General features: G+C 41.2%; 17 protein-coding genes. 12 read left to right on the forward strand and 5 right to left on the reverse strand.

Features of this window, described 5'->3' with window-relative positions:
• The first annotated feature begins 92 nt into the window (after nt 1-92).
• From IPM47_06960 to IPM47_06985, 6 genes are all read left to right on the forward strand, one after another.
• Complete coding sequence (locus IPM47_06960; protein QQS30664.1) at nt 93-779, forward strand: hypothetical protein; 687 nt, start codon at nt 93-95, stop codon at nt 777-779.
• 151 nt (nt 780-930) lie between these two features.
• Complete coding sequence (locus tag IPM47_06965; protein ID QQS30665.1) at nt 931-1,311, forward strand: helix-turn-helix domain containing protein; 381 nt, start codon at nt 931-933, stop codon at nt 1,309-1,311.
• 130 nt (nt 1,312-1,441) lie between these two features.
• Nucleotides 1,442-1,951, forward strand: a complete 510-nt coding sequence (locus IPM47_06970) for a transposase (protein QQS31410.1) — start codon at nt 1,442-1,444, stop codon at nt 1,949-1,951.
• A gap of 114 nt (nt 1,952-2,065) precedes the next feature.
• Complete coding sequence (locus IPM47_06975) at nt 2,066-2,812, forward strand: methyltransferase domain-containing protein (GenBank protein ID QQS30666.1); 747 nt, start codon at nt 2,066-2,068, stop codon at nt 2,810-2,812.
• A 129-nt stretch (nt 2,813-2,941) separates the two neighbouring features.
• Nucleotides 2,942-4,222 carry an AAA family ATPase gene (locus IPM47_06980; GenBank protein ID QQS30667.1) on the forward strand — a complete coding sequence of 427 codons (1,281 nt, stop codon included), beginning with the start codon at nt 2,942-2,944 and terminating at the stop codon, nt 4,220-4,222.
• Nucleotides 4,223-4,231: 9 nt separating this feature from the next.
• Nucleotides 4,232-4,972, forward strand: a complete 741-nt coding sequence (locus IPM47_06985; GenBank protein QQS30668.1) for a hypothetical protein — start codon at nt 4,232-4,234, stop codon at nt 4,970-4,972.
• Between the two features lie 10 nt (nt 4,973-4,982).
• Here IPM47_06985 and IPM47_06990 read toward each other — a convergent pair whose 3' ends face one another.
• From IPM47_06990 to IPM47_07005, 4 genes are all read right to left on the reverse strand, one after another.
• Nucleotides 4,983-6,044, reverse strand: coding sequence for a PorP/SprF family type IX secretion system membrane protein (locus tag IPM47_06990; protein QQS30669.1), 1,062 nt, complete (start codon nt 6,042-6,044; stop codon nt 4,983-4,985).
• 72 nt (nt 6,045-6,116) lie between these two features.
• Complete coding sequence (locus tag IPM47_06995; GenBank protein ID QQS30670.1) at nt 6,117-7,910, reverse strand: gliding motility-associated C-terminal domain-containing protein; 1,794 nt, start codon at nt 7,908-7,910, stop codon at nt 6,117-6,119.
• Between the two features lie 296 nt (nt 7,911-8,206).
• Entirely contained in the window at nt 8,207-8,803 is a 597-nt protein-coding gene (locus IPM47_07000) for a DUF3109 family protein (protein ID QQS31411.1), read from the reverse strand.
• Between the two features lie 89 nt (nt 8,804-8,892).
• Complete coding sequence (locus IPM47_07005; GenBank protein ID QQS30671.1) at nt 8,893-9,918, reverse strand: SPASM domain-containing protein; 1,026 nt, start codon at nt 9,916-9,918, stop codon at nt 8,893-8,895.
• Between the two features lie 208 nt (nt 9,919-10,126).
• Here IPM47_07005 and IPM47_07010 point away from each other — a divergent pair, with 208 nt between their 5' ends.
• The 6 genes from IPM47_07010 (at nt 10,127) to recQ (ending at nt 17,532) form a co-directional block, all read left to right on the forward strand.
• Entirely contained in the window at nt 10,127-10,780 is a 654-nt protein-coding gene (locus tag IPM47_07010) for a hypothetical protein (protein QQS30672.1), read from the forward strand.
• A 177-nt stretch (nt 10,781-10,957) separates the two neighbouring features.
• Nucleotides 10,958-12,115, forward strand: coding sequence for an ImmA/IrrE family metallo-endopeptidase (locus tag IPM47_07015; GenBank protein ID QQS30673.1), 1,158 nt, complete (start codon nt 10,958-10,960; stop codon nt 12,113-12,115).
• Nucleotides 12,112-12,693, forward strand: coding sequence for a DUF4411 family protein (locus tag IPM47_07020; protein ID QQS30674.1), 582 nt, complete (start codon nt 12,112-12,114; stop codon nt 12,691-12,693). Before IPM47_07015 ends, IPM47_07020 begins: the two co-directional genes overlap by 4 nt.
• A gap of 136 nt (nt 12,694-12,829) precedes the next feature.
• Nucleotides 12,830-13,249, forward strand: coding sequence for a hypothetical protein (locus IPM47_07025; GenBank protein QQS30675.1), 420 nt, complete (start codon nt 12,830-12,832; stop codon nt 13,247-13,249).
• 40 nt (nt 13,250-13,289) lie between these two features.
• A complete protein-coding gene (hutU, locus tag IPM47_07030) occupies nt 13,290-14,963 on the forward strand; it encodes a urocanate hydratase (protein QQS30676.1) in 1,674 nt (557 codons plus the stop codon).
• A gap of 352 nt (nt 14,964-15,315) precedes the next feature.
• Nucleotides 15,316-17,532, forward strand: a complete 2,217-nt coding sequence (gene recQ, locus IPM47_07035) for a DNA helicase RecQ (GenBank protein QQS30677.1) — start codon at nt 15,316-15,318, stop codon at nt 17,530-17,532.
• Nucleotides 17,533-17,743: 211 nt separating this feature from the next.
• Here the strand turns inward: recQ and IPM47_07040 are convergent, their stop codons facing one another.
• Nucleotides 17,744-20,701, reverse strand: a complete 2,958-nt coding sequence (locus IPM47_07040; GenBank protein ID QQS30678.1) for a PKD domain-containing protein — start codon at nt 20,699-20,701, stop codon at nt 17,744-17,746.
• Between the last annotated feature and the right edge of the window lie 172 nt (nt 20,702-20,873).

Here is a 20,873-nt window from a genome sequence, read left to right on the forward strand (position 1 = left end):
TTAAGAACAAAATTAATTCCGATATTTGCGGCGGGGTTTGCGCCCCAATACAAAAATTAACAAATAATTATCTCACTAAATTTAAGTAACAAATGAAAATGATCAAACAAACACGCTTTTTATCGGCGCTGGTCATGGTTTTCAGTATGGCCTTATTTTTGGCATCCTGTAACGAATGTGCAGATTTGGAATGTCAAAACGGAGGTGAAGGCAAAGAAGATGCCAATGGCAACTGCTTCTGCGACTGTCCCGCAGGATTTTCCGGAGACAATTGCGAAATTCAGGATTTGTGCTATAATGTACAATGCCCCACTAACGCAGAATGCGATCCGGAAGATGGAGAATGTTACTGCAACCCCGGTTATGAAGGTAGCGACTGCAGCGAGGAAATCCGCAGCAAATACTTCGCCAGCTATAGCGGTCAGGATGTTTGCCCTTCAGGTACCTATACTTACACTGCCAGCATTTTAACCTCTGCTCAGGGTGTAGAATACATGATTATCCAAGGTTTCGGCGGTTTTGGTAATGCTGCTCCCGATTGCCCGGCTAATCCGTTTAATATTGTCGCCAAAGTGGTCGATTCAGACAACTTCCTGGTTCAAGAACAAACCCCCGCTGCTTGCAACCTTCAAATCCGCAGTGGTGATGCAGCCGGTGCTGACAATTTGGGCTTCCGCGACAACGCTACCGGAATTATCACCCTAACTTATACCGTTTTATTTACCGATGTCAATCCGCCACAAGGTGAAACTTGTGATATGGTACTTACTCCGCTATAGTAGTTAGTGCTTATTACTTTGAAAAGGCGATGCTTGTTATGGGCATCGCCTTTTTTGTTTTAGATAAATCAGGAACCAAAGCCGGTCATCAACTATTGCTAAATAAGTATTACTGCATAAATAGTTTGTATTATTTTGTATTTTTGCGCCTATGGGACGAGTAAACACACCGATACTAAGTGAAACAGGTCGAAAAGAGTTAGAGACACTGTTTAAAAAATCAGATAACCATAGTTTGCGAAAACGCTGCCAGACAATTTTGTTAAAAGCTGAGGGTCGGCATTCAAAAGATGTAGGAAGCATAGTAGGCATGTGTCATGTGAGTGTGAACAGTTGGTTAAAACGGTATAAATCAGATGGGATAGCAGGCTTATACATCAAACCGGGGCGTGGCAAAAAGCCTCTTATTGATAAAAAATCGGATGAACATCTTATCTTGGAAGCCGTCAGTCAGCATCGCCAAAAAATTAGCTACCGCCAAGGCAGAATGGGAGGCTTCAAGTGGAAAAGAAGTAAGCAAGAGCACTTTTAAACGTTTTTTAAAAAGCTTGGGGACGATATAGACGTATAAGAAAGCGTTGCAAAGGAAAGCCTGATGAGCAAATTTATCAGTCGAAGAAATCGGACTTGCAAGAATTGGAGAAGTTGTCCAAAAAGGGCAGATAGACCTATTTTATGGCGATGAAAGCAGGGTTAGTAGCGAGGGATATGTCCCCTACGGCTGGCAATTCCCCGATGAGAAAGTGGCTGTATATACAGAAAAAGGGTACAAAGTCAATATATTTGGCTTGATTAGCAGAACAAATCAATGCTATTGGGAAACCACCCAACAGAATATAGATGCCAAGTTTATTGTCAATCATTTGGATAAATTATCGCTTAACATCAGAAAACATACCGTTGTTGTCTTGGATAATTCCAGTGTCCACCAATCTAAATTATTGAACCTCTTACTGCCTATTTGGCAAAACAGAGGCTTGTTTGTCTTTTTTCTGCCCACTTACTCGCCGCATTTGAACATCGCCGAAACGATGTGGAGAAAGTTAAAGTGTGAGTGGCTTGTTCCAGAAGATTACCTCGAAAAAGATAGCCTCCTTTATGCTGTCAATCGTTGTATGGCTAATATAGGCAATCATCTCAAAATCAATTTTAGCCCTTTTAATGCAAACTAAATATGGTCAAGTACTTAACTGGATTTAGATTTTATTATTGAAGAGGGCGAATGTTTAGATTTCACTATCTTTACCACACAATATTTATCTAAATTGACATAATACAACTCAAGGATGACAGGAGCAAAAGAAACATGGTTTGAAATCTGGTTCAATTCACCTTATTACCACCTGCTATACCAACACAGAGACGACACGGAAGCACAACATCTCATTGACAGGCTGTCCGATTATTTGCAAATCCCCCCCGAATCAACTATCCTCGATTTAGCCTGCGGAAAAGGCCGTCATGCAAGATACTTAGCTCAAAAAGGATTTGAGGTTTCCGGAATTGACCTTTCCCCTGAAAGTATTGCACAGGCAAAACAGTTTGAATCAGAAAACCTTCGGTTTTATATTCATGATATGCGGGAGGTATTTCATCCCGATTATTTTCACTATATCTTTAACTTTTTTACCAGTTTCGGTTACTTCGAAAATATTGACGATAATTATCAATGTCTGAATGCCATATTCCACCAATTGAAAAACAAGGGATATTTAGTGCTTGATTTTTTTAACACTAATAGGGTGATTGCCAAGTTAGTCGCTTACGAAGAAAAAGAAGTCGAAGGAGTTCGCTTTTTCATCACACGGCGAGCAACAGCTAATCATATCATCAAAACGATTTCGGTTATAGATGAGTCTAATCAGTTTAGAGCAACCTTTGTTGAGCGGGTTCAGGCACTTACATTGTCCTGGTTCGAAAAAGCCCTAACAAGTACGGGTTTTACTCTCACCCAAACATGGGGTAATTACGAGTTAGACCCTTATTCTCCCCAGGATTCTGAAAGATTGATTTTGTTGGCGCAAAAAGGGTAAGTAAATCCGAATAAGCTGTCTAATCCCGATTATTGAATATAAAAGAGCAGGGTATCTGTTTCTTTCGTTTTCCAGATAAATTTGAAAACCAATAAAAAAGGTAATTTTGCCCAACAAAGCATAAGTTTTATGGACGAAGTTTTTTTGAGAAAGCTGCAAATAACCAATTTCAAGTGTTTTCAAAATTTGAATTTTGAACTTGAAAGCGGAATGAATATAGTTTATGGGTTAAACGCATCTGGGAAAACTGCCATTTTGGAGGCAATTTCGATAGCGGCAGGAAGTTTCTTTATGAAGTTGTCTGAAGTTGAAAAAAGGGATATAGAAAAAACGGATATTCGGCTGTTTGCCACAAGTAATTCCCGCTTGCCCGAATATCAGGTGCCGGTTGAGATAGAAGCAACCGGATATGTAATGAAGCAACTAATTTCGTGGAAGAGAACATTAAATACCATCGAAGGTGGAATTACATCAATTTTTGCCAAAGAAATGGCCGATCTATCTTCAAAAGCAGCGAGCATTGTACAACATGGTGAAAATACCGATTTACCTGTGATTGCCTATTTTTCTACACAACGCTTGTTTGTACCTCGACGTGAAAGCGAAAAAAAACCAATCGGCCGCCTTAGTGCATATTATAACGCCCTTAATGCTACGAACATAAAGAAGCACATACAACTGTGGTTTAAAGATGCTGAGTTTGAACAGTACCAAATGCGGCAGACAAATCCCGATTACACCAATTCCACTCTTGAAGGGTTAAAAAAGCTATTATTGCAAAATTTTACGGAGTGGCAAAACATCTATTACTATGAACCGGAAACAGACAGCAGGCTCGATAAAGGGTTGTTTTTCCAACTCAAAAACGGTGATATAATACCCGAAAAATTATTGAGCGACGGATATAGAAATTTCTTGTGGCTAATTTTGGAAATAGCATGGCGCTGTTATACAATCAACCCGTTTTTGAAAGAGGATGCCCCGAAAAAAACTAAAGGCATTATACTAATAGACGAAATAGATTTGCATTTACATCCCAAATGGCAACAGAAAATTGCAGATGTCTTAACCGAGAATTTCCCCAATTTACAGTTTGTCGTAACTACTCACAGCCCCATTGTACTAAGTTCGCAAAAAGCAAATGTATTCTTATTGAATGAGTACAAATTAAAGCGATGTGGCAGTTTCTTCGGGATGAAGCCTTCTTATGTTTTGGAGGTTTTTATGGGTTTAAACGAACGCCTCCCGAACCATTTATCGGAAATTAACCGGTATTTTCAACTTATAAATGATGGCCTCGGTAAATCTGATGAAGCATTGCGTATCCGTAAAAAATTATCAGACGAAATTCCAAAAGGAGACCCTTTGTTTTCAGAAGCCGATGCGCTGATAGAATTTTTGGCATTATAATCCTACCAAATGATTTACATTAGCAAACAGCTTCAAACTCCCGAATCGTTTGTTGAGGCTATGGCCGATATTACTTCCTTCGCTGAGTTGCAGGGCAAACCGAGAGAACGAATAATCGGTCTTCTGCTTGAGGAACAAGGAGGTTTGTGTGTCTATTGCGAGCGCGCTTATATGAAAGTTGGCGGAGAAAGAGTCTTTACGGCAACCATAGAACATTTTCTACCGCAAAGCATTTTCCCGCAATTAGAATTGAGCTATTTCAATCTGTTTGTTGTCTGCAACACTTGCAACAATGCCAAATCCAATCACATAATACCTCCTTATATTTTTGATACGAGGTTTAAACCGTTTGGGCTTAAAAAGAACGACAAAGGTATAAATCCGGTTTATGAGTTGAAAGACGGAAAATGCTTTATTGCTGTGCCAATGGCTAAATCTTATGGCGATAGCCCTGCTCATTACAGCGCTTATTTGTTACAAAATACATTTGACCTGTTGAGATTAAACAGATATTTGCCTGATGATAAAGATATTTCGGACAAAGGTTCTCTTATCCACCAAAGAGCAGCTATTTGGAAAGAATTGCAATACCAATTCAATGGGCTTTCTAATCAGAGACTAACCGAAAAATACGAAGCCTTGAAAGAGAAAAGCCCCCCATATCCCGAATTTATCGGATTGTTGGCATTTTTATTTGAAAAGGTAATGCTAAAACGCAATATCCACATAACGGAACAGCCTGTTACGTAATTTTCACCACTTAAAACCTCGGACAGTTAATGGCCCCCTGACGGACAGACCTTACCCTGCCGGTATAGACAAATGTGATTTCCGGTCCACCTCTTCCGTTATTTGCCGTGGTCAGATCAGTAAACAAGGTAATGTCGTAGCTAACCCCGAGACTGAAGTTTTCGTAGTCCACTTTGCCTGCAACAACCAGGGCATTCAGTCCCGCAGCCCGATTGATATCTCTGGAAGTACGCAACCATACTCCGATATTAAAAGCCTTATCCAACCCGGATTGTCTGTTGGTTGAAAATATATATCGGGCAAAACTGCCGACATCTAATTTAAACAAGGGTCCTTGTTGAATATAAAATGCTGTGGGCAATACGTCCCATTTTGCCGCTACCGGAAAACTGCCACCGACTTGTGCCGAAACTTTATTTTTAAAACGGTCTTCCGCTTCGCTTACACTTATATCAGGCTTATTGAGATGATACATGCCGAAACCGGCAAAAATGTTTTTTCGGGAACTGACAGCGCGGTAGAATACAGCCCCTGCTCCGAGGTGAAGCCGTGTGCGGTTTTGTGCTTCAATAATATCAGAGGTAGGCAGATTTGGATTAAAACCTGAACCGTCAGACTGGTCTCCAAACCGCGCATTATTCAGGTCAAAATTGCGTTGATTTATCCCACCTTGCACCCCTAAGGAAAGGTATGTTTCGGTAGCAAGGGCTAAATTATAAGCCAATGAAGCATCCACATAGTTTGTATTCCAGTTCAGGTCGCCTGCCCGGTCATTATACAGTACCAATCCGGCAGCAAACCGGTCTTTTTCAAACAAACCGGGGAAAGCCATATCGGCGGAAATACTCATTGTTCTGAAAGAAACACCCGGCATAATTGCAGCCCATTGATTTCGGTATATCGCTGCAATTCGCACATCTCCGTTCATCAAACCCGTCATACCAGGATTTATGAGCAATGGTGTCGCATAATTTTGAGAAAAATGAATGTCCTGTGCTTGTAGTTTTTTGTTAAAACTAAATGCCAAAGCGAGCAGGAGTATCAGATATGGTTTGTATATGGTTCGTAACATGATGTTTTCTTTAAGGATTTGCCAAAGTTGATGAAGCATAAAGAAGGGTGCAGGTACAAAACGATGTTGCGGTTAGTGTACTAAGGTGATGTTGCCGCTGAAAAGTTTGGTTTGATTGTCAAAATAGGTGACTAATAGCGTATAGACAAAAACACCGGAATTGAGCATTTCCCCGTTTACCGTTCCATCCCATTCTTCAGAAATATCAGTGGAAAAAAACACCTTCCCACCCCACCGGTCATAAATGTTTAATTCTATAGCCGCAATCCCCACTCCTGTAATGACTAACTTGTCGTTTCGTCCGTCTCCGTTGGGCGTAAATATGTTCGGAACAAACACATTCCGGTCATCAATCACTGTGATTGTAACTTCATCCGAACCGGTACAGCCGTTGTTGTCCCCAGCAATCACCGTGTATGATGTGGTCTGTTGAGGAGCAGCAACCGGGCTTTCACAATCCGAACAACTTAAAGAAGCTGCATTTAACCATGTAAAAGTGCTGATATTGCCGGTTGAACTTGTGGCTGAAGTCTGTAATGTTACTTCGCTGCCTCGGGTGATAATCTGATCGGAAATGGTCGAAACTTCAACACTTCCAATATCTGTGGTTTGGGTAAGGGGGGGTATCGTACAAGGTAAACCTGAAATTTGAAGGGTGATATCCTGAGTGCCGGCTGAATTCCACTGAACTGCGATGGTATTGCCATTGTCAGAAACGATATTGCCGTTTGTTACTGTCCAGTTCAGAATTGCCCCTGTAGGCAAACTTGCACCATCATAGACAATTGTGTCATTTATTCCTAAGCATCCTCCTGCATTCAGGTGTGAAAATGAAATATTCACCATAGCTGCTTGTATCGTTTTATCAACTGTCTGATTGAGGCATGGAACATTAGTGATATTCAGACTGATGTCTTTGCTGCCTTGCGTAGGCCAATTGACGATCATGGTATCGCCGCCATTGTAAGTGATGATAGCATCCGCAAGTGTCCAGTTATAGACCGGATTAAAGGCTGCCGGTATTGGTGTGCCGGTATATACGAGCGTATCGGTATTAGTAGTATTGCAAATACTGCTAAGAGAAACAAAGTCAGGGATTATGTTTACATCCACCACTTCCACAGTTACCGTCAGTGAATTGGAGCAGATTCCCGAGAAATCGGTATAAGAATGAGTGATTTGGTGAAATCCCGGTCCGGCCAAGGCAGGGTCGAAGGTATTAAGTCCGGTAACACCCGTACCGGAAAAATCACTATCTCCCGGGGCGAAGTTTGTGGCTATCAGCAAAGATGGGGCATCGGTAAGGCAATATTGCGCCTGCCATCCGGTAAAATCCATGTTCGGGGTGGGTAAAACATTCAGGGTAATTTCGTCTGAACTGACACATCCGTTTGCAGGATCTATATAATTGTATTGAATTTGGTGAATACCGGCACCCCATATTAAAGGGTCGAAAACATTGGTCGAAACGGTGCCATTGATTAAAAAAGAGGCACCCGGAATTGCCCCTAAATTTCCTGTCAGGTTAACCGGGCTGCTGTTCTGACATAAAAAAGGATTGGACGGCTCAAGGATCTGTGCAGTTTGTCCGGGAGCACTGACAATGACAATCTGCGTACAGCTTCCGCCCGTAGGGGTATTATATGTAACCGGATAAGACCCGGGAGTGATTGGGCTAAAGGTTGTTCCAATGACTCCGGCAGTAGGAGAGAAGTTGCCCCCCGGAGGTGTTCCTGCCAATTGCAAGGGCAATTGAGCAGTACAAATAAAAAAGGGTGGGTTTTGCCCGCCAAGCGTCATGCTGCATTGTCCGAAGCAGATATGGGTTATCAGAGATGCTGCAATTAAGAGCGCTATTTTTTTCATGAATATAAGGGTGATTACAAGTGAAAACAACCGTAACCCATAGAATAGCTTGACTATCAGTTTTTATATTCCATAGATGGTTTTGAAACGGCAATGCTTTAAAGATAAAGGTTTGTTGCAGGTGAACTTTGGATGTAAGGAAGAATAAGCAAATTTCATACCCAAAATTAAACCCTGCGGTGCAAAAAATGATGCTTTTTAGTATGTACAAATAATATGTTACTGAATTATGACAAAGAGAGGGCTCAAATTCCGATAATTGAAATTTGTTTGAAAATAAAACCTTTAAAATCAGGTTACTGGTCATCATTGTCAGATGCCGGAGAGTTCAGATGTTGAGCCATGGCATCAAGCTGATGGTAGAAGTCTTCCCCATATTTGCGTACAAGCGGCTCTTTTAAAAACACATATACAGGCACTTTCAGTTTTTTACCTAATTTACAGGCAGCCTTGCAAATACTCCAACGTTCATAGTTGACGGCTTCATAATCATTGTTGAATTTACTAATTCGTATGGGGTAAAGGTGGCAGGAAATTGGTTTTGGAAAATCAATCACCCCTGCCTCAAAAGCTTTCTGTATTCCGCAAAGTGCTACGCCGGCCTGATCATATACCACATAAGCGCAAGCAGCCCCGTGAATTAAGGTGGTGGTAAAACCCAATTCTTCATCGTGAACATAAAGTCCTTCGCGGGCAATTGCAGCCTTTCCTTCATCGGTCAAAAACGGCTCAACCAACGGGTAAATGTCTTCCAAAATTCCAAGTTCTTCATCCTCTAATTTTGCGCCGGCATCGCCTTTAACACAACAATCGCCCTTACAAACATTGAGATTGCAAACAAATTGCTCTTTCACGACCTCATCACTGATGATCGTATTTCCGATAATAAGCATTTCAATTTTATATTGGTAAGTATAAATACGGTACAAAGATAAGCCAATTGTCGGAATAGACAGGCCAAACCAATTTCCGGACATCCGGACTAAGCCCAAACCTGAGTGCCTTCCGAACAATTGGCGCAAATATCTATTTCTTTGCGGGATTTTAAAACAGAACGTCTGAACCGTACATAGGCTTCACTCTGCCAGATTTCTGCAAAAGTTTGTTGTTTCAGGTCGCCGAGCTGATGATGTGCATCTTTATCAAAACAACAGGGGACAATGCGTCCATCCCAGGTGATGACACAAGAGTGCCAAAGTTTCCAGCAATGGTTGAGAAGTTTGTTTTTGATGGTATAGGTGCCATCGGGCAGTTTTTGATAACGAGAATATTTCTCAATAGTTGGAATTAGCGGGTTACCCTGTTCGTAATCGTAAACCTGGGCAGTTTTTAATTTAACCTCATCCACCCCAATCTCTTTAGCCATCCTCTGTACTTCGGCTATTTCATGTTCGTTTGGGCGAACTACCAGAAATTGAAAAATTATATGCGGGGTCGAAGATTTAAGGGCTTGTTTGCTGTCCACCAAGTTTTTGGCACCTTGTAAAACCTTTTCTAATTTTCCTCCAATCCGGTAAGATTCATAGGTTTCCTGTGTTGCCCCGTCAATGGAAATAATGATGCGGCTTAAACCGGATTCCACAGTCCGGCGGGCATTTTCAGCGTTAAGAAAATGTGCGTTTGTTGAGGTTACAGTATAAAGCCCTTTTTTAGAGGCATAGCTCACCATTTCCAGAAAATCGGGGTTCAAATAAGGTTCGCCCTGAAAATAAAAATACAGGTAAATCAAGGTATCGCCCAATTCATCTAACATAGAACGGAAAAAGTCTTTGTGCAACATACCGGTAGGACGGGTAAAAGAGCGAAGCCCGCTCGGACATTCCGGACATCTCAGGTTACAGGAGGTGGTCGGTTCTATAGAAATATTAAATGGCAGTCCCCATTGATAGGGTTTACCCGTTAATTTTGAAAAATAATAGGAAGATAATATTTTTACCAAATTCCAGATCCGCCTGAGAGTCAGAGTATTGATAAACTGTCGTATATCGGTGATTGAGTTTCCGTCCATCTTGTTAACAAAAAAATCAGGTTTTCTAAGTCAGTCAGGTACAAAAGTAATAGAAAAGCCCTTGCCGGACTACAATATTTGTAATTTACACGCAAAAACTAAATGCTATATTATCGGGCAACTTACCCTGACCTTAACTTTTTTATAAGGAAATTGAAGTACCCTAACATCACAGTAAGTTTAATTCAATCTTGATAATCAGAAATCTATGAATTCATTCAGGCTTTTCGGAATCATAGGCATTGTTGCAGCTATGTTAGGGATAACCGCTGATTTGCTGCTGTTATATGTTCCTAATGGAGGTTATGAAAAATGGGATTATCAGTTTTTTACCCAAATTTCTCCGGAAAGAATCTATTGGGGTCATTTGATAGGAGTGTTGTGTATCCCATTTGAACTTGCAGGTTTTTGGCAAGTTTATAAATCCCTTGAACCTGCAGGCAGGAAATGGGTGATTCCGGTTTTGCTTCCCATAGTGGTGGTAACAATCTGGGGGGTTGCCTATCATGCCATGCTGGCCGGGTTGGCTGCTTATATGCGGTTACAGGCCAATGCTGCCTTACCTCTTGAATTGTCCCTTTCTACCTTTCAACATCTGAAAGCAACCATCGAACCATTAGGTTATTTGTTGTTTTTTCTGTTTGTTTATATCTCTGTAGGGCTTTTTTACCTAATTCGTTTCAAAAACACATACTACCCAAGATGGACGGCATGGGTAAACCCCCTGTTGATTTATATCGCCGCAGTTGGGTTATATCTTTTATTTCCTCAGCATATAGGGAGTATGGCTATTGTTGCAGGTTTTAACTTATCTATCTTCATCGTACTTAGTACTTCCACAATTGTACTTTGGAAACGTTGAACTCTTTCGGACTTTTGCCGTTATTTGTAACTTGTTTTAAAGAGTGTTTGTATCTTTACACAACCTCCCGTTTTTTAGTCCAGATATATTAATGTGTCAGGTAAACTTCATTTTATATACTCTGACAAACTACCTGATTTAAATACTCGGATCTTCAACAATTACACAACAGACCTCTTGATAGTAGAACAAAACATAGAAAGGCTCAACTACCTGCTGAACTTATACAGACTGTCAGCTGATGAGTTATTGAAGCTAATCAATGCAGGACTGAAAAAGCCTTTAACCCAAACCGATATTTTTAAAAAAGAAATTAGTTTGAGTTACCTTAGGCGCGTTGACAAAGTATTTAACAAAGGACTCCATTTCTATTTAAACCCGAAGCATCCCGAAATTCATCAAGACGCAAGTATTTTTTTCAGAAAGCCTGTGTTTGGAACGGATTTGAATATAGGGGCTAAAAAAATTGTAAACCGGTTTGAAGAATATAAAATTGAACTCTCGGCTATCGCAAAATTAGCTAAACTTAAAACGGAAAGAATATTGCCTGTATTCGGCATTTACCAAAACCCGCAAGAAGTCGCCAACCGGTTACGGACAGACCTGTATCCCGACTTCCATCCTGCTCCTAAAGCGTTTTTAAATGCGCTAATCGGCAAACTTGCAAACTATAATATTCTGGTTTTTGAGTTTGTCGAAACTTGGAACAAAAAGGAAAAGGCAAACATAGATGGGTTCTTTCTAAATCCAAACGTCATCGTTCTGAAAAGACAGCAAACTTCTTTCAGAAGAGAGATATTCACCCTAATTCACGAATTAGGACACTATTTGTTGAAAGAAGAAGAAGTCGAACAACTCAATGTGCTGAATTTGGCAAGTTCAAAACTTTCTGCTATTGAAAAATGGTGTAACGATTTCGCATACTATTTTCTGGCAGGTAGTTTCGATAAGGTAATTGAAGATATTGATAATGCAGACAGTACCAATGACTACTGCCTTGATAAAATAGAACAGATATCAAAAGAAACGCACCTAAGCGAAATAGCATTATTAACCAGATTGCTTTTCAGAAAAAAAATTTCGCAGGCAAATTACAATAAAATAAAGGCCGCCAAAGACGAAGAATACCGGTCGCGCCAAGAAGCAGTAACCAAACAAAAGGAAGCCGATAAACTTGAAGGAATTAAAACAGGCGGTTCTACCCCTAAACCTATCATTTCGCCACTTCTTGTATCAACCATACAGTCAGCTTTTTACGAAGGAATTATCAATGAATATGATTTTTGTAAGGCTTTGAATATATCGCCCGATAAAATGGAAAAGTATATACAGTGAAAGTGGTCATTGATACAAACTCGCTATTGTCGTTGGTTCGTTACTACCTGCCATTCGATAAAAAAAAGATTCTGTTTGGCTTCTTTAAGCAGAAAATTGAGAAAAATGAGATTATAATCATTGATAAAGTTCTTGAAGAGTGTGCCTACATCGCCCAAGGCGTTGTTATTAAGACTCTTGCTTATCTGCAAGACAAGACATTTTTAAAATCATCGTCGGTCCCATATAAAACAGACACGCTGTTAGCCCCTTCACCGGCAAAATTCATACGACAAGTTGAAAACCAGTTTGTGAACGGAACCATAAGAAAATTGCGCAACCTGACTGATGCAGAATTTGAAAACCAAATGAACGTTTTTTTGAACGGAGCCGACATCAAGCAAATCATCCTTTGTCTGAATTTGAATAAGGGCAACCAAGATGTTGTCTTGGTAACAGAAGAAACCGATGCCGGCAATGACAACAAACTATTTAAAAAAATTCCCGCTATCTGCAAAGAATTGAACATAAATACCTTGACCCTGCCCGAACTATTATTAAAATATTACGATATTGGCATGGAATTTAGATGGCAATAATTGTACTACAAGCCAATATTAATCAGCGCTATATATAGCTCAATTTAGATTTCCTCACAAACAAAATACATTATAATCCTTAATTTCTCTTTAAAAAAAAATGTATTTACAATAAAACCACAAAAAACATAGCTTTATGTCAAATGATCCTAATTTATTAAAGTTAAATAATAGTTTAGCTCGAGAGTTTTCAAGAATTTATTCGGAATTTAAAAAAATACCAAGCGGGTCTTCAGTTTTAATGGAACATAATAATAAAGACCTGTATATATTCGTAGGAACTCATTTGAAAGCAAAATCAAATGAATATCGTATTGCTCTTTTTTCAAAAGAAGAGAGAACAATACAAAAGCTTGAGAGTAAGTATAATATTCTTCCCAAATTTAATAATATAAAAATTTATAAAGGTTTTATTGCTATTTCTCAAAAGTGGTATGATGGTGATATCCTTAATATAGTACAAACTCAATCTGTTTTAGAAGCCGAAACTACTATTTTAAAAAAATTCAATGAAGAATGGGAAAACTTACTTTACGAAATACTCAAAACTTTGTAAACAAAAAATTGATAGTGAAACATTAAATTTTCCTTTCCCTATGCCCCAAACCAACAACACCCCCCATTTCCCCCTTTCCGCCCCGCGCGGCAACAAACTATCCTGCAAAGGCTGGGTACAGGAAGCCGCTTTGCGTATGTTGCTCAACAATTTAGACCCGCAGGTTGCCGAAAAACCAGAAGACTTGGTGGTTTATGGCGGACGCGGGAAAGCCGCCCGGAACTGGGAAGCATTTGACCTCATTGTCAAAGCACTCAGAGATTTGAACGAAGATGAAACCCTGCTCATTCAGTCCGGAAAACCTGTTGCGATTTTGCCTACTCATAAAGATGCCCCCCGCGTGCTGATTGCCAACTCTAATTTGGTGGGCAAATGGGCTACCTGGGAACATTTTAACGAGTTAGAGCAAAAAGGGCTGATGATGTACGGTCAAATGACTGCCGGTTCGTGGATATACATCGGCACGCAGGGCATTGTTCAGGGAACTTATGAGACTTACCGCAGTTTGGCCGACCTGCATTTTAACGGTTCGCTCAAAGGAACGGTGAACGTGACGGCAGGTCTTGGCGGAATGGGAGGAGCACAACCTTTGGCGATTACCATGAACGAAGGGGTTGCATTGGTCGCCGAAGTGGAGGAGTGGCGAATTGATAAGCGTATCGAAACCCGTTATTTAGACCAAAAAGCAATAGATATTGATTCGGCTATTGATATGGCTATGTCTGCAGCTCAACAAGGTGAAGCAATTTCAATCGGTGTGCTGTGCAATGCGGTAGAGCTTCTCCAACGATTATTAGACAGGGGTATTACCCCACACACCCTAACTGATCAGACATCGGCACATGACGATATTAGTTATATTCCTGAAGGTGTCAGCGGCGCTCAAATCCAACTGCTTCGTGAGCAAAATCCTGACGAATACAGAAGCCGCTCTTTAGACACTATGGCAAAACATGTGCGCCAGATGCTTGCTCTTCAAGCCCGGGGTGCTATTACTTTCGACTATGGCAATAACCTGCGCGGACAAGCTAAAGACAAACGCGGTGTTGAAAATGCCTTCGATTTTCCGGGATTTGTTCCTGCGTATATCCGACCTTTATTTTGTAAAGGTTCCGGACCATTTAGATTTGTCGCCCTTTCGGGGAACGAACAAGATATTTACACCTGCGATCAAACCTTATTAGATCTGTTTCCGGAAGACAAGGGGTTAGTGCGCTGGATAAAAATGGCGCAACAAAAAATCGCATTTCAGGGTCTGCCCGCCCGGATTTGCTGGCTGCCGATGGGTGCGCGTCAAAAAGCAGCCCTCGCTTTTAATGAATTAGTGCGCTCCGGAAAGGTTAGTGCGCCCATAGTTATTGGACGCGACCATTTAGATACCGGCTCTGTAGCATCTCCTAACCGCGAAACAGAAGCCATGTTGGATGGCTCAGATGCCGTTGCCGACTGGCCGGTATTAAATGCTCTGATTAATACTGCCGGCGGAGCAAGCTGGGTATCTTTTCACCACGGTGGTGGAGTGGGAATGGGCTATTCACTACATGCCGGAATGGTGATTGTGGCAGATGGTACAGAAGATGCCGCTGCACGCCTCGCAAGAGTACTGAACAACGACCCGGCTATGGGAGTTATCCGTCATGCTGATGCCGGCTATGATATAGCCAAAGATACGGCCCGCCAATATCGTTTGGATATTAAAGAGCGGTTGAAATAAAAAATGTCCTTTTGTCAACGCCACTTTTCAGCTTATCCAGAAACTTAAAATGGAAAGATTTTTACAACTCTATCCTGCTTTGTACTTTCATATACAAATCATTGATGAGTTTCATTAAAAATATCCGATTTTTAAAAATTTTCCTTACCTTCGCAGTCCTTTTTAAAAACTAACCATCCAGAAAAAATAAATCGGTTTATTTTTGTTTGAAAGATAAATTTCCTGCAAAAGTATCTAAATTAGTAAATTCATTTAAAACAGAGCCATTCTACGGTTTGAACAACGACCGGCAGCGCCTCACAAAGAGGATGGTTCTCTAAAAAATAATTGTTGTAGTTACAACCGGCAAAATATGAGTACAGTTGTTGCAGAAGATAAGTTAATTAAGGCCTTAAAAGAATATTTTGGTTTTACAGGCTTTAAAGACAATCAGGATGCTATCATAAAAAGCACATTAGACAAGAATGACACATTAGTAATTATGCCAACCGGAGGGGGCAAATCACTTTGCTATCAACTCCCCGCTATCTTGAGCGAAGGCACGGCACTGATCATTTCTCCATTAATCGCCTTGATGAAAAATCAGGTTGATTTGATGCGCGGATACAGCAGTAACGACAGCATTGCCCATTTTTTAAACTCTTCTCTAAGCCGTACTGAGATTAAGAAGGTGAAGGAAGATTTGACAAACGGGATTACCAAAATGCTTTACGTTGCACCCGAAACGCTGACTAAACAAGAAACCATTGACTTTTTTAAATCTATCAAAATTTCTTTTGTCGCTGTTGACGAAGCACACTGTATTTCGGAATGGGGGCATGATTTCAGACCTGAATACCGAAGAATCAGGAAAATGGTGGATGCCATTGATATGAATGTGCCCATTATGGCTTTGACCGCCACAGCTACGCCAAAAGTCAGGGATGACATCATTAAAAACCTTCAGTTGCGCTCGCCACATATTTTCAGTTCTTCTTTTAACCGTCCCAATCTATATTATGAAGTAAGGGCAAAAGGAAAACGCGATGAAGTTGTCAGACAAATCACCAAGTTTATTAAAGAAAATCATGGAAAATCGGGCATAATTTATTGTCTGAACCGAAAAACTACCGAAGAGATAGCGCAGGTATTGAACGCAAACGGAATTAAAGCCGCCCCTTATCACGCAGGACTTGAAGCCCATGTGCGTTCAAATTGTCAGGATCAGTTTTTGATGGAAGAAATTCATGTTATTGTAGCTACAATTGCGTTTGGAATGGGCATTGATAAGCCCGATGTGCGGTTTGTTATTCATTACAACATGCCTAAAAGTCTTGAAAACTATTATCAGGAAACAGGAAGAGCCGGAAGGGATGGCATGGAAGGCAAATGTATCGGCTTTTTTTCCTATGACGATATGACCAAATTAGAAAAATTCATGCGCGACAAAACGGTTGCCGAGCGTGAAGTAGGAGGTCAACACTTGTCGGAGGTGATTAATTACAGTGAGGCTGCTGCTTGCCGGCGACAGTTTTTATTGCACTATTTTGGAGAAGACTACGAAGAAGGAAAATGTGGAAAAGGATGCGACAACTGCAATCAGCCAAAAGATCGAATGGAGGTAAGCGACAGCATCATTCACGTACTTAATGCCGTAATTGAACTTCAGGAAAACTTTGACAGCAAATATATCCTCAAATTCCTGATGGGAAAAAGATCGCAGGAACTACTCGACTTTAAGCATGACCATCTGAAACATTTTGGCATCGGTGCTCAACAGGATAAAATGTACTGGAAATCGGTAATTACTCAAACCCTATTGAGAAACCTGTTAAAAAAGGATATCGAAAAGTATGGATTACTCAAAATGACCGAAGAAGGGGAGCAGTTTTTGAAAAACCCCTATTCCATTAAAATTGCGATTAACCAGTCTTACGAATCAGATGCAGCAATATCCGAAGAAGCAGATGCTCAAATGCAGCGCGGTGCTGTTTTAGACCCTGCATTGCTTGGAATGCTGAAAAATCTGCGAAAAGAAGTAGCTAAAAAGCAAAATGTTCCGACTTATGTTGTGTTTTCGGAACGTTCGTTGGAAGAAATGGCTACTTACTATCCTATAAGCTCCGAAGAAATGGAGCGGATCAGCGGAGTGAGCAAAGGAAAATTTATGAAGTTTGGAAGACCCTTTGTTGAAGCCATAAAAAACTATGTGGAGGACAACGAAATCACCCGCGCCGAAGATTTTGTGATGAAATCAGTCGCTTCGAAATCAAAAGACAAAATCTATATCATTCAAAATATTGACAAGCAAATCCCCCTCGAATCGCTCGCCAGCTATTTAGGGTTGTCTATGTTTGAATTTATCGGCGAGATGGAAAAAATTGTCGATTCCGGCACTTCGCTCAATATCGGCTACCACCTGAACGACCTGTTGGACGAAGATGATCAGGAAGAACTTTTTGACTATTTCCTTCAAACTGAAGCAGACAATATCGATTCTGTTTTGAGAGAACTGAGTAAAGAAGGTACTTACAGCGAAGAAGAAATCAGATTGATGCGTATTAAGTTCCTCTCGGAAATTGCGCATTAACATAACGCTTATCTTTTTTTCCGTATAGCTTGCATCCGCATCATCCGTGCTTAAAAACAATAAAAGGCGGATGATGCGGATTTTTAACTTTATTACCTTATCCTATCAGCTATCATGTCACTCCTTCGGAGCTTCAATAAGCTCTGATAATCATTTAACAAGGTTTCGATAATATGTATTGTCAGGTTGCTAAGGTAATAATTCCTAATTCTCAATACCTCACCTGTGGCATTCCAATGACCGAAATATTCGGTCGCAACAGGTTAAAATCCTGTACGGTTACACTGCCATTAAACTGGAGGTCGGCTTGTAAGTATTGATTGATTTGTGCCGATTGTGATTGGTAAATATTGTAATCGGCAACCGAAATTACCCCGTCAGCGTTGATATCTCCACTGTAAAGCGCATATAAACCGGCCATAATTTGTTTGAGTTGAGCGCTTCCGCCTGACACATTGGCGGGCAATGTGAAATCGTAAAAGGCATTGGTCAGCACAACAGAACCTGAACCCATCACCGCTAAATGGTTTCTCGACCGGACCACTAAAATATATGGCTGATTACTGTTTAACTGATAAAACAAAGCCCCTTCTTGTCCAAGCATATTGCGGACAGTTCCATCGGTTAAAAGCCATACAGCAGAACGGTCTGCCAAGGTATAATCGTCAGGTTTCAACGCTTCGACCAACAGCCAATCTACCGCATTTAGTGGAATGTCTTCCGGTTTGGCAACACTTTCCATACCTGCATATTCCCAGGGAGAAGTGTTAAAGGGTTGTTCTGTCGGAAGCAAATTGGAGGTGCGGAGCAGATTGCTCATGCCTCCAGTTATGCTGGAATAAGGCCCTTCTAACCGGACAGATATTTGAGCAACGAGATAGGGTAAATCGGCGATGATGACGAAATAATCTTCCACTTCACCAAAAATGATGTCGTCGCAGGCTTCAGGAGAAACATCCCGTTGCATCGAAATTCTCATCCGCATGGTACCGGTTTGTGCCCAAAAGGGGACGAACAATTGACCGCTTTGCGGGCCAATGCCGTTGATGGTAAACAGTTTTTCTTGTGGTTGAAAAATAAAGTCCTGGTTAAGATCTATAAATACACTCCAAAATTCATCTTTAGTACCTCCTGAGTAACCGGGACTTAAGGTAATGGGATGAAATTGCCCCCGGTTGAGCGTAACAAACGGAGCGCTAAGGGCTAAATATCCATTGTTGTTTCCGCTGGTATTAATTGCGCCGTTTACCGAAACGGTGTTTATCCATTCTCCCAAAGTAGTTCTGCCGCCTGTTGTGCAGGGGCAGACGGTGAATACCGTGATTTCAATTGGTTCAGAGGTTTGCGGACATGCACCCCAGGCAACAACGGTATAACTTCCCGATATTTCGGCAAAAATAGTTGCGTTGCCATCTTCCTCCCAAAGCCTGATACCGTCAACATACCATCGGTAGGAATAGCCGGATGTGATTCCAGAGGCAGTCAGCAAAACAGTTCCGGTAGGGCATACCTGTACAGGTGATAGTGCTAAGACAGTAACCGGAGGGGGAGTAGTAACGCAAGGATTAACCGTTACGGAAAGACTTCGTTTGCCTGTGCAGACTACTGTTGCGGTATTGACCAATAATATATATCGGGCTTCGACCGTGTAAACGGTGTTTTGATCGGGACATACCGTTATGCCCTGAGTGGTTTGTCCGCCCGGATACCATAGATAGGAAATATTGGTAACGATTGTATCGGGGCCGAAAACATGGGGAGTTGCACTTAGGTTGGTGCAGTCGCCACTGTCAATAGATACGTCTCCCGAGGTAGAAAGTTTACAAGATTGGCAGTTGCTCAGAGATTGGCAGGAAAGTAACACCGGATTTCTGGAAATGGGGGCGTTGGGGGTAAGTTCGGGAAGATTATTGTCAAAATAAATTGCGGCATAATTGTCAATGTCCTGACAAGGGAAAGGCACAGTTCCTATTCTGACCCTAAAGGTAACATGCCCCCAGGTATGTTGTTGCTGAAACAAACTGCCTAAACCGGCCATAGAAGTTCCCGGCATTCCTCCAAATGGGGTCAAGGGTACGACATTGTGCAAATTGGAAAACGAAAAATGCACCTCGCCCAAAGCAGGCAGGAGCGAAAGGGTAGGCATCATGGGTACATCTCCTACCTGAGCAGAAACAATCTGCAAGGTTCCCATATTAAAGTACGGACTTAGATAGTCCACAATTTTCATGTTTTTAACAGGTCCGTCTCCCATATTTTCAAACTCAATGCGGTAATAAACGGTGTCTTCCTGAACAGTTGAACTGATGCAAAAATCATCCATATCCTGCCAAATGGCGGTATTTTCCGAGCGCACCCACTTGATATTCGGGTCATACGATTTTCCAGTGTTTTTGGTGTTGGCTGTAGTGGTAAGGGTGCTTGATCCTGTCAGGCCTAAAGAACAGCTTGTAGATTGACCAAAAGCTATGTTTTTGGGTTGAAGGGTAACAAAAATATGGCGGGTGCCGGTGTAGGCGAGATTGGCCGTAAACTTAAGATTGCCCGAACCCAACTCGGTTAGATCGGGGGTTTCGCCATTAAAAATCTGATGGCCTATATAATCAAATTTAACCGTTTCAAACTGAAACACCAATGGGTTTAACTCGTTTATATCATAGCTGATGATATATGTAACCGGTTGATTGACTATGGGTTGACGGTTAAAGCCCAACCTGATTTTCTGTGGATCGGCCAATGCTTTCAGGTTTGGGTTGCAGGTTGAAGCGGGGCTGAACTTCGAGTTGTCGTACAGCGTGTTTTTATACGGAGGCAGCGTGGCATTTACATTCGTACTCACAATTCTGACCACATCATCATCGGGGTCGCTTTTAATTCCGGTCAGTTCGAGAATGACGGTATAATTGCCGGCGGCTTTATACACATGCTCCGGATTGGGTTCGGTGCAATAGTTGCCATCCCCAAAATCCCAGAAATAAGTAAAATATGGGGTTTGGTTGAGCATTTTGGCTAAAGGATTAGGCTTTAGATTGCTGCCCGTAGTGTCGGGTAAAAACCGCAGATAATTGCCGTCTTGTTGCTGGATTACTATACTTTGGGGATATGCAAAATGGGGGGCAAAAACAATTAAAACCACCTGGGCTAAAATATAAATGATATAGTGTTTCATGGCTTGTTGAAATAAAAGAATGAATGTTGGAAGGAGTACAGAACAAATATAGCTTTTTTCAGCGAAATTTTTTTTACAGATCACTCAGATTTTTAGCGCTTTAAAAAAGCACACTGCCCGTTGAGGCAATGTGCAAAAAGGAACCGGTAAAGTATGAAAAAATAAAAACGCT

The organism is Sphingobacteriales bacterium (assembly GCA_016700115.1).
GTDB lineage: Bacteria > Bacteroidota > Bacteroidia > Chitinophagales > UBA2359 > UBA2359.